Source organism: Usitatibacter rugosus (genome assembly GCF_013003965.1).
GTDB lineage: Bacteria > Pseudomonadota > Gammaproteobacteria > Burkholderiales > Usitatibacteraceae > Usitatibacter > Usitatibacter rugosus.
This window is the reverse complement of sequence record NZ_CP053069.1, coordinates 4,133,277-4,147,158: the sequence shown is the minus strand read 5'-3', so window position 1 is coordinate 4,147,158 and position 13,882 is coordinate 4,133,277. Positions and strand designations below refer to the sequence as shown.

The following is a 13,882-nucleotide window of genomic DNA, read 5'->3' as shown; positions in this document are numbered from 1 at the left end:
ATGGAGCCTGACCCTCTTCATCTCTCCATCGTCGTCCCGGCTTTGAACGAGGCGGCCTCGATCGGGGCGTGCCTCGCGCGGCTGCAGGCGGCCCGCCGGGCCGGGGCCGAGGTGATCGTCGTGGATGGCGGCAGCGCCGATGCGACTCGCGAGATCGCGGCGCCGCTCGCCGATCGCGTTATCGAATCGCCTCGCGGGCGCGCGCTCCAGATGAACGCCGGTGCGCGGGCGAGCTCGGGCACCGTGCTGCTCTTCCTGCATGCCGACACGATCCTTCCCGAGTCCGCGGTCCTGGCCCTCGCGCGCGGGCTCGAGAGCTCCGGGCGGGCGTGGGGACGCTTCGACGTGCGCATCGACGGCGAACATCCGCTGCTGCCCGTGGTCGCATTCTTCATGAACCTGCGATCGAGGCTGACCGGCATCGCCACGGGCGACCAGGCGATCTTCGTCCGGCGCGAAGCCTTCGAGCAGGTGGGCGGCTTCCGGGCGATCCCGCTCATGGAAGACATCGCGATCTGCAAGGCGCTGAAGCTGCTGTCGCGCCCCGCGTGCCTGCGCGAGCGCGTGGTGACCTCCGGCCGCCGCTGGGAGAAGCGCGGCACCCTTCGCACCATCCTCCTCATGTGGCGCCTGCGGCTCGCCTACGCGCTCGGCGCCGATCCCGCACGGCTCGCGCAACGCTATGACGGCCGCGCCGCCTGAGGCGCGCGCCCGCGTCGCGGTCTTCGCCAAGGCGCCGGTGCCGGGGCTGGTGAAGACGCGCCTGGCCACGCTGCTCGGTGCCGACGGCGCTGCCGCGCTGCATGCCGGCCTCGTTCGCCGCGCACTCTCCACCGCGGTCGAATCCCGCCTCGGTCCTGTCGAGCTCTGGTGCGCACCGGACGCAACGCATTCGTTCTTCAGCCGCTGCGCAGAGCTCTTCGGAGCCACGCTGCACGTGCAGGAGGGCGACGATCTGGGATCTCGCATGGCAGCCGCCTTCGAGCACGGGCTCGCGGCGGGCGATCGTGTCGTGCTGATCGGCAGCGACTGCCCCGTGCTGAAGCCGTCCGACCTTCGCGACGCGGCGGCCGCGGTCGCGACGCACGACGTGGCGTTCGCTCCCGCGGAAGACGGCGGCTACGTGCTGGTCGCCCTGTCTCGCAAGCTGCCGGCACTCTTCGAGGGCGTGTCGTGGGGCACCTCGGCCGTCATGGGCCAGACGCGCACGCGGGTCGCGGAGCTCGGCGTGCGGTGCAAGGAGCTGCCGATGCGCTGGGACGTCGACCGTCCCGAGGACTTCGCTCGCCTGCAGCTCGAGGGAAGGCTGCCCGAGGTCCTGTCGTGACGCAAAGACGGGGCGCTGCCGTGCTGTCCATCGTGGCCGGCGTTGCATTCGCGGCGCACGCCGTCGACACGGCGGGCATCACGGCGTTCTCCGCGATGGATCCCGCGCAGCCGATTCCGCCGTCCTGGTACGAGATCAAGCTCACGCGCCTGAAGCCGCCCGAGTTCACGCTCGTGCGCGACGACGGTGCGACCGTTCTGCGTTCCAATGCGGACTCCGCCGGCGGATCGCTGGTGCATCGCGTGGACGTGGATCCGAAAGGCAAGCCGCGCCTCGCTTGGCGCTGGAAAATCGATCACGTCGTCGAAGGCGGGGACCTCACGCGGCCCGAAGGCGACGACTACGCGGCGCGGGTCTACGTCATGTTCGACCTGCCGCTCTCGGAGCTTCCGCTCGGGCTGCGAACCAAGGTGCGGCTGGCGCGGCTCCTCCACAGCGACGTGCCGTCCGCGGCGATCTGCTACGTCTGGGACAACCGCCAGCCCGTGGGCACGATCCGGCCGAACACGCATGTCGGCAACGTGCGGATGATCGTGCTGCGGAGCGGTCCTGAAGGCGCGGGCAAGTGGGCCGCCGAGTCGCGGGACCTCGATGCGGATTTCCGCGCCGCGTTCGCGGGCGTGACGACGCAACCCACGCCGCGCATCGTCGGCGTCGCGGTCGGCAACGACACCGACCAGACGCACGGGAGCGTAACCGCCTGGTTCGGCGACCTTCGCATCGAGGCCGCGCGATGAAGCGCCTCGTGCTGCTGGGCGGCGGGCATGCGCACCTCTTCGTGCTGGAGGACCTCGCCCACCACCCCGACGAGAACGTCGAGGTCTCGATGGTGACGCCGCTGCCCATGCTCACCTACACGGGCATGCTTCCGGGCTACGTCGCGGGGCACTACTCGCTCGAGCGCTGCTCCATCGACCTCGTGCGCCTCGCGGGCAAGGCGCACGCGTCGTTCGTGCAGACGCTGGGCGTCCTGATCAATCCCGACGCGAAGGAAGTGATCTGCGCCGACGGCACGGTGCTGGCCTACGACGTGCTCTCGATCGACATCGGCTCGCGTCCCGCCATCGCGGCGAAGGGCGTCGAGCGCAACGCCCTCGTGCTGCGGCCGCTCGCGAAGTTCGTGAACGGGTGGATGCGGCTGCTCGCGCATGCGAAGGACCAGGGGCTGGGCTCGGTCTCCGTCGTGGGCGGCGGCGCGGGCGGCGTGGAGATCGCGTTCGCCATCGCGCATCGCCTGCGCCGCGAGCTCGACAACCACGCGCCGCACGTGCGCGTGTTCAGCGATTCGCCGCAGATCCTGCCGGAGTTCAACGAGGGCGTGCGGCAGCGCGCGATCCACAACGCCGCGCGCTACGAGATCGGCCTGCACGCCGGCAGTGGGGTGGCGGAAGTGGGCGCGGGCTACGTTCGCCTCGACAACCACCTCGAGTTCGAATCCGGCGCCACGCTCTGGGCCGCGGGCGCGGGTGCGCCCGAGATCTTCGCCGAGTCGGGCCTCGCCACGGACGAGAAGGGCTTCCTCGCCATCGACGAGAACCTCCAGTCCACGTCGCACCCCGGCATCTTCGCCGCGGGCGACTGCGCTTCACGTGTGCGCAATCCGCTGCCGAAGGCCGGCGTCTTTGCCGTGCGCGCGGGGCCGGTGCTCGCGGCCAACCTGCGCGCGGCGCTCGCCGGCGGCCCGCTCACGGAATTCCGCACGCGCCGCAACTACCTCGCGCTCCTCTCCACGGGCCACAAGCACGCGATCGGTGCCTACGGCCCCTTGGGATGGGAGGGCAACTGGGCGTGGAACTGGAAGGACCGGATCGACCGTCGCTTCGTCGACCGGTTTACCGCGACCTGACGATCAGGGAGCGCCGGAGCGCGACGGGGCCACGTTCGTGCTGACGCCCCCGCCTTCTTTCTCGAGCTGGTCGCGGTTGATCACCGTGACGTCTCCGCCCTGGGTCGCGAGCGGCGTGCGGCGGCGCATGTTGCTGCCGGTCGTGGCCTCGAGCTCGTGCGGCAGGGCGCGCGCGCCTTTCGGGGTGTCGGCGGATTCGGTCGTGGCGCAGCCTGCGGCGGCGAAGGTAGCGAGGGCGAGCGTGGCTGCGATGGAAAGCTTGATCAACTTCATCTCCCGGTTCTGGAACATTCAAAAGAAGCGAGAGCTTATGCTGCTTCGGCCTCTCCTGTCTTGTCCTGCCGTCCGGAAATCCGCACCACTTTCACCATCCTGTCGAGGACCTGGATCACTTCCATGCGGTAGCCGGCGATCTCGACGTGGGTGCCGGGCTCGGGGATGTCTTCGAGCGCCTCGAGCACGAGGCCGTTGACGGTCTTGGGGCCGTCCAGCGGAAACTCGAAGCCCGCCTTGCGGTTCAGCACGCGTAACGGGCAGGCGCCGTCGGCGATGACGGATCCGTCGGTCTCGCGCGAATAGAGGCGGCCGGCCATCGGCGACTGGCTGGTGAACTCGCCGACGATCTCCTCGAGGATGTCCTGCAGCGTGCAGAGGCCCAGGATCTCGCCGTACTCGTCGACCACCAGCGCCACGTGCCGCAGGCGATCCTGGAAGTTCTGCAGCTGGTCGAGCAGCTTCGTGCCCTCGGGGACGAAGTAGGGCTCGCGCAGGATCCCCCGCAGCTCGTCCTTCGTGAGCTCGCCCTTGCGCGTGGTGTTCAAGTACTTGCGCACGTGCAGGATGCCCACGACCTTGTCGAGGCTGCCCTCGTAGACCACCAGGCGCGTGTGGTGCGAGGTGGACACGTGGGTGTTGATCTCGTCGATGTCGTCCTCGATGTCGATCGACTCGATGTGCGTGCGCGGCGTCATCGTGTCGTCGACCGTCATGTCCTCCAGCTCGAAGAGGTTGAGGAAGATCGACTGGTGCTTCTTGGGAATGAACTTGCCGCCCTCCAGCACGAGGGTGCGCAGCTCCCCCATCGACAGCGGCTGCGCCTCCCCGCCGACCGGCTGGATGCGCAGGACCAGGAGGATGCCCTTCACCAGGAGGTTGATGAGGTACATCAGCGGCTTGGTCACGCGCAGCAGCGGCGTGAGGAGATAGGACGCGGCGAGCGCGATCGGCTCGGAGAAGCGGGCGCCGAAGATCTTGGGGAGGATCTCCGCGAAGATGAGGATCGCGAAGCTCGCCGCGCCGGTCGCGATCGCGAGCGTGTAGTCGCCCTCGCCGAGGAGGCGCCGGGCGATCTCGGCCACGAGCACCGTCGTGGCCGCGTTGATGACGGTGTTGCCGGCGAGGATGAAGGCGAGCAGCTCGTCCGTGCGCTGGAGCAGGTTCGAGGCCAGGCGGGCGCCGCGGCTGCCCTCGCGCACGAGGTGGCGCAGGCGATAGCGGTTCAACGCCATCATGCAGGTCTCGGACATCGAGAAGAAGCCCGAGCACGCCAGCATGACCGCCAGCGTGGCGAACAGCCACTGTATGGGGATCTCGTCGGTCAACGCTGGAGGACGATCTCGAAGACGAACTTGCTGCCGACGTAGGCGAGCAGCAGCATGAAGAAGCCGGCGAGCGTCCAGCGAACGGCCTTCCGCCCGCGCCAGCCGCGCAGGTGGTGGCCCGCGAGCAGCCCCCCGAAGATGAGCCAGGAGAGGATCGCGAAGACGTTCTTGTGCGTGAACGTGAGCGGCTTGTTGAACAGCAGCTCGGAGAAGAACACGCCGCTCACCACGGTGAGGGTGAGCAGGATGAAGGCGGCGAGCAGGATGCGGAAGAGCAGCGCTTCCATCTCCAGCAGCGGCGGCAGGGCCTTGATGAAGGGTGGCATCACGCCTCGATGCAGCCACTTCTCCTCGGCGAGCATCACCAGCGCATGCACGGTGGCCACGATCACGAGGGCGTAGGCGAGCATCGCGATCGCGAAGTGCAGCGTGAAGAGCGGCTCGGCGGTGTAGGTGACGATGTGGCGGGAAGGCACCGCGCCTTGCAGCACCACGGCGGCCAGCGCGATCGGCGCCATCAGCCCCTGCATCCCGGAAAGGCCCGGATAGGCGAGTCCCGCGAGCCAGTAGATGAGCGCGGTGAGCCAGACGAGGAGCGAGACGGCGTTGGCCACGCCGAGGTTCAGCCCCTCTGTGACGACGATGCCCCGGTGCAGCAGCATGGCGTGCAGCACCAGCGCGACCGGGACCAGCAGGTTTTCGAGGCGCACGTCCGGGCCCGGGGCGGGACCCCCGGCGACGGCCGGGCGCGTGGCGCGCCAGGCGAGGGCGGAGAGCGCGAGCCAGAGGCCCGCGGTGCTAAAATAGAGCAGCAGATCAGGCATTTTCCGTGGTCGTTCGACCAAACCTCATCCAGTTTACCCGCTCCCCATGCTCGACGCCCTGACGCAACGCCTCTCCTCCGTCGTGAAGACGCTGCGCGGTCACGCGCGCCTGACCGAGGAGAACATCCAGGAAGCCCTGCGCGAGGTCCGCCTGGCGCTGCTCGACGCCGACGCGGGCCTGCCGGTGGTGAAGGAATTCGTCGCGCGCGTGAAGGAAAAGGCGCTCGGCCAGGAAGTGGTCGGCAGCCTCACGCCGGGCCAGGCGCTGGTGGGCGTGGTGAACGCGGAGCTCGTGAACCTCATGGGCGGCGTGGGCGAGGGGTTGAACCTCGCGCAGCAGCCTCCCGCCATCGTGCTGCTCGCCGGCCTCCAGGGCGCGGGCAAGACGACCTCCGCGGGCAAGCTCGCGCGCCTGCTCACGAAGACCACCAAGAAAAAGGTGCTGCTGGTCTCCACCGACGTCTACCGCCCCGCGGCCATCGACCAGCTCGCCACCCTCGCGAAGACGCTCGAGGTCGACCTCTTCCCCTCGGACCCGTCGCAGAAGCCGGTCTCGATCGCCGCCAACGCGCTCGACTGGGCGAAGAAGCATTACTACGACGTGCTCATCGTCGACACCGCCGGCCGCCTCGCGATCGACGAGGCGATGATGGCCGAGGTGAAGGCGATCCACGCGGCATTGAATCCGGTCGAGACGCTCTTCGTCGTGGACGCGATGCAGGGCCAGGACGCGGTGAACGTCGCGAAGGCGTTCTCCGAGGCGCTCCCGCTCACGGGCGTGGTGCTCACCAAGCTCGACGGCGATTCGCGCGGCGGCGCGGCGCTCTCGGTGCGCCACGTCACCGGCAAGCCCATCAAGTTCGTCGGCGTCTCGGAGAAGCTCGACGGCCTCGAGGCCTTCCACCCGGACCGCATGGCCTCGCGCATCCTCGGCATGGGCGACATCCTCTCGCTGGTCGAGGACGCGCGCTCCCGGGTCGACGAGAAGGAAGCGCAGAAGCTCGCGGACAAGTTCAAGAAGGGCAAGGACTTCGACCTCGAGGACTTCAAGGCCCAGCTCCAGCAGATGAAGAAGATGGGCGGCGTGGCCTCGATGATGGACAAGCTGCCCGCGCAACTCACGCAGATGGCCTCGGCCTCGCCCGACCTGGGCGAGAAGGCGCTGCGCCGCACCGAGGGCATCATCAATGCGATGACGCCGCAGGAGCGCCGCAAGCCCGAGATCCTCAAGGCCTCGCGCAAGCGCCGCATCGCCGCCGGCGCGGGCGTGCCGGTGCAGGAAGTGAACCAGCTGCTCAACAAGTTCGAGCAGATGCAGAAGATGATGAAGATGATGCGCACCGGCGGCCTCGCCAAGATGATGCGCAACATGAAGGGCATGCTGCCCGGCATGCGGTAGCCGCCGTGCCGTTCCGCGAGCTGATCGGCTCGGGCTTCGCGGAGCTTCCCCTGCAGGTTCGCAACGTCCACGACGATCGCGCGCAAACGGAGCTCGTGGGCCGCTGCCGCGTCGAACGCGGCACGGGTCTCCTCTCGCGACTCTTCTGCGCGGTCTCGTCGCTTCCCGCCGCCGGCGAGGATGTCCCCGTGCGAGTGACCATCCGCCGCAATGCCGAGGGCGAAACCTGGACGCGCGAGTTCGCCGGGAATCCCATGATCTCGTCGCTTCGCGCGCGCGCCGGCTTGCTCGAGGAGCGCCTCGGTCCCACGACGTTCCGCTTCGCGCTCGCCGCCGATCGCGAGCGCATCTCCTGGAACGTCGTCGGCGTTCGCGTCCTGGGCGTGCCGCTGCCGGCGTCGCTCTTCTCCGGCGTTCGCGCTTCCGAATCCGTGTCCGGGGATCGATATCGCTTCGACGTCGAGGCCCGCTTGCCGGTCGTGGGCTTGCTCGTTCGCTACCAGGGCACGCTCGATGCCGCCTGAGGGTCCCATCCTCGTCTTCGACGGCGTCTGCGTCCTGTGCAGCCGCTGGGTCGGCTTCATCATCGAGCGCGATCGAGCCGCGCGATTCCGCTTCGCCCCGATGCAGTCGCAGACCGGGCGCTCGCTCCTGCTGCGCCACGGGCTCGACCCCGACGATCCGCTCTCGCTCCTCGTCGTCGAAGGTGACGACGCCTGGACGGATTCCGAGGCGATCCTGCGCGTGGCCGGATCCTTCGGGGGAGCGTGGCGAATCGCGGCCCTCGCGCGGGTCATTCCGCGATCCTGGCGGAACCGGGCGTATCGGACTCTCGCTCGCAACCGCTACCGCTGGTTCGGCCGGCGCGAGACCTGCCTCGTTCCGACGCCGGAGCTGCGCGCCCGGTTCATCGAGTGAATCGCCCGCCCCTCAAGACCCTGCTGCTGGGGGCCACGGGCCACTTCGGATCGATCATCGCGCGGCGCCTGCGCGGCATTCCCGGTGTCGGGCCGATCGTGGCGGGGCGCAATACGGAGCGCGTGCGCGCGAGCGCAGCGGACCTCGGCGTCGCGCACGCCGTCCTCGATCGCGACGATCCTGCCTTTGCATCGAAACTGCGCGATCTCGCGCCGGCCCTCGTGATCGTGACGGCGGGGCCTTTCCAGTCGCAGGACTTCCGGGTGGCGCGCGCGTGCATCGCTGCAGGGGCGCACTACGTCGATATCGCCGACGGGCGTGAGTTCGTCTGCGGCATCCGCGCGCTGGACGCCGCGGCGAAAGAGCGGGACGTTTGCGTGATCTCCGGCGCGAGCTCCGTGCCGACGCTCTCATCCGCGGTCATTGAGCGGCTCGTGTCGGGGTTCGACGTGGAATCGATCGACTTCGGAATCACGACCTCCTCGCGATCCCCGGGCCTCGCCACGGTTCGCGCGGTGCTCGGGTACTGCGGACGCCGCGTGCCGCACTGGCGCGATGGCGCCCAGGCCGAGGCCTACGGAAGCCAGGGTGGATGGCGCCGCACGATCGAAGGCGTGGGATCGCGGGCATTTCTTCCGGCCGATGTTCCCGACCTCACGCTGCTGCGCGAGCGATTCCTGTCGCTGCGCTCGCTGCGTTTCGGAGCGGGCTCGGAAATGCCGGGCGCGCATTCCGGCCTGGGTGTCATCGCGGCGGCGGTTCGCGCGGGCCTGGTCACGGATGCGTCGCGACTCGCGCGGCCGTTGATCGGGGTGTCGCGTTGGCTGGAACGATTCGGCACCGGAACCAGCGCAATGTACGTCGATGTCGCGGGGCGAACTCCGGAGGGGCGGAGCGTCTCCCGAACCTGGGAGCTCGTGGCCTCGAGCGAGGATGGCGCGAACATTCCCTGCATGGCGGTGGTTTGCCTGGCGCGAAAATTTGCTGACGGGACGCTGACGATGCGGGGCGCTTTTCCCGGTGCGGGGCTGGTGACGCTCGACGAGTACCTTCGCGAGCTCGAAGGCTTGGACATCCGAGTTCGCACGCGGGAAAATGCATCATGAGCATCGCAAGATATTTCGTCCTCGCATTCATCGCGTTCGTGACCGCCGCGGCCGCGGCACAGGCGCTCACTCCCCACGAGCAGCTCACGCGCGACATCTACAAGGAGCTGGTGGAGATCCGCACCGTGCATCCCGATGGCGACAACACCGCCGCGGCGCGCGCGATGGCCAAGCGCCTGATCGACGCGGGGTTCGACCCCAAGGACGTCGAGGTGATCGAGCCCCATCCGCTCAAGGGCAACGTGGTTGCGCGCTTGCGCGGGACGGGGGAGCTCAAGCCGCTGCTGCTCCTCGCGCACCTGGACGTGGTCGAGGCGAAGAAGGAAGACTGGTCCGACGGTCTCGATCCCTTCAAGCTCACCGAGCGCGACGGGTACTTCTACGGCCGCGGCGTGATCGACGACAAGGCGATGGCCGCGATCTTCATCGCGAACCTCGCGAAGGCGAAGCGCGAGGGGTGGAAGCCGAAGCGCGACATCATCGTGGCGCTCACCGCCGACGAGGAGACGGGCGGACACAACGGCGTGGCGTGGCTGCTCAAGAACCGGCCGGAGCTGATCGCCGCCGAGGTGGCGCTGAACGAGGGCGGCGGCGGGCAGTACCGGCGCGGCAAGCCCTTCGTCCTGAACGTGCAGGTGAGCGAGAAGATGTACCTCACGTTCGATTTCGAGGTCACGCACGCGGGTGGGCACAGCTCGACGCCGGGCCGCGAGAACGCGATCTACGAGCTGGCCGCGGCGCTCGACCGTCTCTCGCGATTCGACCTGCCCGCGCGTCCCAACATGATGATGCGGAGGATGGCCGCGAAGCTGGTGGACGTCGAGACCGGCGATCTCGCGAAGGCCTTCGGCGCCGTGGCCGAGGGCCGGGCGACGGACGACGACTACAAGGTCATCTCGCGCGTGCCGCGCTACAACGCGCAGCTTCGCACCACCTGCGTTGCCACGCGAATCGAGGGCGGTCATGGCGACAACGCGTTGCCGCAGCGCGCCAAGGCCGCGGTCAATTGCCGACTGCTTCCCGGCGAGGATCCGGAGTTCGTCCGCTCGGAGCTGCAGCGCGTGGCGGGCGACAAGGTGACGGTGACGCCGCGCGGCAGCGCGCGCAAGAGCGATCCGTCGGATCCGGAATCGCCGTGGATTCAGACCATCGCGCGCATCTCGGCCGAAACCTGGCCCACCGCGACCGTCGTGCCGGTCATGAGCGCCGGCGCCACGGATGGCTCGAGGCTTCGCAACGCGGGCTACGCCGTCTATGGCGTCTCGGGAATCTTCACGGAGCTGGGGGAAAATCGCCTGCACGGGAAGGACGAGCGCGTTGGAGTACGCTCGTTCTTCGATGCAACCGGTTTCCTCGACCGGCTGGTGCGCGCTCTCGGAAGCGGAACATAACTAGAAGCAAGGTGACGAACATGTACAAGCGATACGCCGCTGCGGCCCTCGCCGCGATCGCGCTCCCCCTTTCGGCGGGCGCGCAGGCACAGAAGATCCTCATCGGGCAATCGACGCCGCTCACGGGCTCCAACGCGGAGATCGGCAAGGACATCCGCGATGGCGCCAACGCCTACTTCCGGAAGGTGAACGAGGCGGGCGGCATCAACGGCCGGCAGATCGAGATGCTGTCGCTCGACGACAAGAACGACCGCAAGACGGCCGGCGCCAACGCGGTGAAGCTCGTGAACGAGAGCCACGTGCTCGCGCTCTTCGGCTTCGCCTCGGCCACGCTCTCGCTCGACGCGATGCCCATCGTGAAGGAGAAGGGCGTGCCCTTCTTCGCGCCGTTCACGGGTGCCGACGCGATCCACAAGCAGAACGACCACGTCTTCGTGATGCGTGCTTCGTATGCCGACGAGCTGGTGAAGATCCTCGAGCACTGGGGCAGCCTCGGCGCCGACCGCGTGACGGTGCTCCACTACGACGACGAGATCGGCAACCAGAACTTCGCCACCGTCGAGCGCATCCTGAAGGCGGCCAACAAGAAGGCCGTGAGCGTGAAGGTGCAGCGTAACGCCCCGCTCGACGACAAGGCCATCCAGGCGATCATCAAGAGCGACCCGCAGGTGATCGTCGCGACCACGCTCTACGGCAACACCAGCGAGCTGCTGAAGGGCCTCAAGGCCGCGAAGCTTCCCTACAACGTGACCTCGCTCTCGTTCGTGGGTCCGAGCCAGCTCGCGAAAGCCGCGGGGGCCGATGCCGCGGGCGTCTCCGTCGCGGGCGTCGTGCCGCCGCCTACGAAGAAAGTCGTCCCGGTCATCAGTGAATGCGGCGATGCGGTGAAGAAGGCCGGCATCCCCGAGCTCAACTACACGAACCTCGAGGCTTGCATCGCGGCCAAGGTCCTGGTCGAGGCGATTCGTCGTGCGGGCTCGAACGTGACGCGTGAGGGTCTCTACAAGGCGCTCACGGGGATTGGGACCTACGATGCCGGGGGCTATACCGTTTCCTTCAGTCCGGAGTCTCGCCACGGTAGTCACTACGTCGAGCTCGCGGTGATCGGGAAGAACGGGCAGTTTCGTTTCTAGCGATGCAACAGGCGAGGGGGCCGAGGGGGTCGGTAGGCCTTTTTTCGTCGATTCCGGACTCGGGGGATCGGGGACTTCGGGACGCTTCAATACGTTGATGTCACTTGCGACGGTTGAAGGTGGGGCATTGATCGTTGCTACATTCCGCCGCACTCCGACTCGAACGGTTCATTCCCCCGGTCCTCCATCGAGAAAAAAGTCCTACGCGACCCCCTGTCCCCCGCGACCGGTCGCGATACGAGGATCGGGTCGAAGATCGGAGGCTGGACCATCATCCAGCCGAACCCAGGTGATGAGAACCCAAGTCGTGTGACAGACATTTGGCCCGCATGCGTTGAAGTCGGTCCAAAGGGTTGGATCTTCGTGTTGCGAATTCGCTTGCCCCGTCTTGCCGGTCGTGGAGGACAGGGGGTCGCGTAGGACTTTTTTCTCGATGGAGGACCGGGGAATGAACCGCTCGCGTCGGAGTGCGGCCGAATGTAGCGGCGATCAATGCCAGGCCTGCAACCGTCGTAAGTGACGTCAACGTATAGGCGCATCCCGAAAGTCCACGACCCCCCGAGTCCGGAATCGACGAAAAAAGGCCTACCGACCCCCTCGTCCTCCTCAACTGTCTCGGCGCAGCCGCCAATTGCGGTAACCCCATGAATCGACTATACTTGCGGGCTCCCTGTCTCACCGACGGGGATGCGTAGTTCCTCTCATGCAGTCGTTACCCGTTTGCAACGGGAAGGAGATCACAGTGGTAGTCATTCGTCTGGCGCGTGGCGGAGCCAAGAACCGCCCCTTCTACAACGTCGTCGTCGCCGATTCGCGCATGCCGCGAGATGGCCGGTTCATCGAGCGCATCGGGTACTACAACCCGAAGGCCTCCGAGAAAGAACCCCAATTCCGCATCGCCCTCGACCGCGTCGCCCATTGGGTCGACACGGGCGCGCAGCCTTCGGACGCCGTGAAGAAACTGATCAAGCGTGCGAAGCACGAAATCACCGGCAAAGAAGCGGCCCCCGCCAAGAAGTAAGGCGGAGGCGGCGCCTCCCGGGGAGTCGGAGCGGGTGGTGATGGGGCGCATCAGCGCTCCCTTCGGCATCCAGGGCTGGATCAAGCTCAAGACGTTCACCGAATTCCCCGACGGCCTCGCCGATCACGATCGCTGGTGGATCGGGTCGGGGCAGGACTGGAAGGCGTACTCGCTGCTGGAGTTCGCGGCCCGCCCGGCCGCCACGGTGGCGAAGCTGGAAGGCGTGGACGATCGCAACGGCGCCGAGGCACTGCGCGGACTTGAAGTCGTGGTCTCGCGCAAGGCGCTCGGCGAAGCAGGACCCGAGGCCATCTACTGGATGGATCTCGTGGGCCTGGAAGTGGTGAGCCTCTCGGGCGAGGCACTCGGCAAGGTCGGTGGGTTGTTCGAGACCGGCGAGACGAGCGTGCTGGTCGTGAACGGCGAGCGTGAACGGATGATCCCGTTCATCCCGCAGTACGTGAAGGGCGTGGACCGCGAAGCGAAGCGCATCACGGTCGACTGGGAAGCGGACTACGACGCGTGATGCAATTCGACGTCGTCACGATCTTCCCGGAGATGTTCGAGGCGGTCACCCGCCACGGCATCACGCGCAGGGCCCTGGAGGAAGGGCGCTTCGGATTCGCGACGTGGAACCCGCGCGACTTCGTGAACGACAACCACCGTACGGTCGATGACCGTCCCTACGGCGGAGGTCCGGGAATGGTGATGCTGGCCGATCCGCTCGAGGCGTGCCTCGATGCAGCGATCGGAAGGCAGAAGGAAAAGGGCGTCGCATCGCCGAAGGTGGTGCTGATGTCCCCGCAAGGCGAAAGGCTCGATGAGCGCGTCGTGCGGGAGCTGTCCTCGGAGCAGGGCCTGGTGATTCTCGCTGGCCGCTACGAGGGGATCGACGAGCGGTTGATCGCGAAGCGCGTGGACCGCGAAGTATCGATCGGGGATTTCGTGGTCTCGGGGGGCGAGCTCCCGGCGATGATGGTGATGGACAGCATCGTGAGGCGGCTTCCGGGCAGCCTCAACGACGCGGAGAGCGCGGTTCAGGATTCATTCTCCGCGGGGCTCCTCGACTGGCCGCATTACACGAGGCCGGAGGTGTGGAAGGAAGCGAAGGTGCCCGATGTGTTGATGTCGGGAAACCACGCGGCAATCGCGCGCTGGCGCAGGAAGCAGGCGCTGGGGCGAACGTGGGAAAGAAGGCCCGATCTCCTCGACGGGCTGGAGCTGTCGAAAGAGGACGCGAAGCTGCTCGACGAATACAGGCGCGAGCAAGCGCAAGCGCAGCAGCAACAATAAACCTCGCCGCATCCCGTCCGCGG

At 67.6% G+C, this 13,882-nt stretch carries 16 protein-coding genes; 13 read left to right on the top strand and 3 right to left on the bottom strand.

What is annotated here, in order from left to right; genetic code table 11:
- From DSM104443_RS19740 to DSM104443_RS19725, 4 genes are read left to right on the top strand one after another with little or no spacing between them, the layout of a single operon-like run.
- Positions 1 to 702 carry a TIGR04283 family arsenosugar biosynthesis glycosyltransferase gene (locus DSM104443_RS19740; protein ID WP_171095361.1) on the top strand — a complete coding sequence of 234 codons (702 nt, stop codon included), beginning with the start codon at positions 1 to 3 and terminating at the stop codon, positions 700 to 702.
- Positions 683 to 1,327: a TIGR04282 family arsenosugar biosynthesis glycosyltransferase gene (locus tag DSM104443_RS19735; protein ID WP_171095360.1), complete on the top strand. Its 645-nt coding sequence runs from the start codon at positions 683 to 685 to the stop codon at positions 1,325 to 1,327. The genes DSM104443_RS19740 and DSM104443_RS19735 overlap by 20 nt, the downstream gene beginning before the upstream one ends.
- Complete coding sequence (locus DSM104443_RS19730) at positions 1,324 to 2,064, top strand: DUF3047 domain-containing protein (protein ID WP_171095358.1); 741 nt, start codon at positions 1,324 to 1,326, stop codon at positions 2,062 to 2,064. The genes DSM104443_RS19735 and DSM104443_RS19730 overlap by 4 nt, the downstream gene beginning before the upstream one ends.
- Complete coding sequence (locus tag DSM104443_RS19725) at positions 2,061 to 3,173, top strand: FAD-dependent oxidoreductase (RefSeq protein ID WP_171095356.1); 1,113 nt, start codon at positions 2,061 to 2,063, stop codon at positions 3,171 to 3,173. The genes DSM104443_RS19730 and DSM104443_RS19725 overlap by 4 nt, the downstream gene beginning before the upstream one ends.
- Positions 3,174 to 3,176: 3 nt before the next feature.
- Here DSM104443_RS19725 and DSM104443_RS19720 read toward each other — a convergent pair whose 3' ends face one another.
- The 3 genes from DSM104443_RS19720 to DSM104443_RS19710 are packed head-to-tail and all read right to left on the bottom strand — an operon-like array spanning position 3,177 to position 5,598.
- On the bottom strand, positions 3,177 to 3,446 hold the full coding sequence (locus DSM104443_RS19720; RefSeq protein ID WP_171095354.1) for a hypothetical protein: 270 nt from the start codon (positions 3,444 to 3,446) through the stop codon (positions 3,177 to 3,179).
- 35 nt (positions 3,447 to 3,481) lie between these two features.
- A complete protein-coding gene (locus DSM104443_RS19715) occupies positions 3,482 to 4,774 on the bottom strand; it encodes an HlyC/CorC family transporter (RefSeq protein ID WP_343034619.1) in 1,293 nt (430 codons plus the stop codon).
- Positions 4,771 to 5,598 carry a cytochrome C assembly family protein gene (locus DSM104443_RS19710; RefSeq protein ID WP_171095352.1) on the bottom strand — a complete coding sequence of 276 codons (828 nt, stop codon included), beginning with the start codon at positions 5,596 to 5,598 and terminating at the stop codon, positions 4,771 to 4,773. Before DSM104443_RS19710 ends, DSM104443_RS19715 begins: the two co-directional genes overlap by 4 nt.
- A gap of 46 nt (positions 5,599 to 5,644) precedes the next feature.
- Between DSM104443_RS19710 and ffh the strand changes: the two genes are divergently transcribed.
- The 9 genes from ffh (at position 5,645) to trmD (ending at position 13,859) form a co-directional block, all read left to right on the top strand.
- Complete coding sequence (ffh, locus tag DSM104443_RS19705) at positions 5,645 to 6,997, top strand: signal recognition particle protein (RefSeq protein WP_171095350.1); 1,353 nt, start codon at positions 5,645 to 5,647, stop codon at positions 6,995 to 6,997.
- A gap of 5 nt (positions 6,998 to 7,002) precedes the next feature.
- Positions 7,003 to 7,521, top strand: coding sequence for a DUF4166 domain-containing protein (locus DSM104443_RS19700; protein WP_171095348.1), 519 nt, complete (start codon positions 7,003 to 7,005; stop codon positions 7,519 to 7,521).
- Positions 7,511 to 7,915 (top strand): thiol-disulfide oxidoreductase DCC family protein, encoded by a 405-nt coding sequence (locus DSM104443_RS19695; RefSeq protein ID WP_171095346.1) that lies wholly within the window; start codon positions 7,511 to 7,513, stop codon positions 7,913 to 7,915. Before DSM104443_RS19700 ends, DSM104443_RS19695 begins: the two co-directional genes overlap by 11 nt.
- Positions 7,912 to 9,021: a saccharopine dehydrogenase family protein gene (locus DSM104443_RS19690; protein ID WP_171095344.1), complete on the top strand. Its 1,110-nt coding sequence runs from the start codon at positions 7,912 to 7,914 to the stop codon at positions 9,019 to 9,021. Before DSM104443_RS19695 ends, DSM104443_RS19690 begins: the two co-directional genes overlap by 4 nt.
- Positions 9,018 to 10,412, top strand: a complete 1,395-nt coding sequence (locus tag DSM104443_RS19685; RefSeq protein ID WP_171095342.1) for a M20/M25/M40 family metallo-hydrolase — start codon at positions 9,018 to 9,020, stop codon at positions 10,410 to 10,412. The genes DSM104443_RS19690 and DSM104443_RS19685 overlap by 4 nt, the downstream gene beginning before the upstream one ends.
- A gap of 20 nt (positions 10,413 to 10,432) precedes the next feature.
- Positions 10,433 to 11,545, top strand: a complete 1,113-nt coding sequence (locus DSM104443_RS19680) for an ABC transporter substrate-binding protein (RefSeq protein ID WP_171095339.1) — start codon at positions 10,433 to 10,435, stop codon at positions 11,543 to 11,545.
- 742 nt (positions 11,546 to 12,287) lie between these two features.
- Entirely contained in the window at positions 12,288 to 12,566 is a 279-nt protein-coding gene (rpsP, locus tag DSM104443_RS19675; protein ID WP_171095337.1) for a 30S ribosomal protein S16, read from the top strand.
- A gap of 40 nt (positions 12,567 to 12,606) precedes the next feature.
- Complete coding sequence (gene rimM / locus DSM104443_RS19670; protein ID WP_171096654.1) at positions 12,607 to 13,092, top strand: ribosome maturation factor RimM; 486 nt, start codon at positions 12,607 to 12,609, stop codon at positions 13,090 to 13,092.
- The gene (gene trmD, locus DSM104443_RS19665) at positions 13,092 to 13,859 is read left to right on the top strand and encodes a tRNA (guanosine(37)-N1)-methyltransferase TrmD (protein ID WP_171095335.1); all 768 of its coding nucleotides are present in this window, start codon (positions 13,092 to 13,094) and stop codon (positions 13,857 to 13,859) included. Before rimM ends, trmD begins: the two co-directional genes overlap by 1 nt.
- Positions 13,860 to 13,882: the final 23 nt, after the last annotated feature.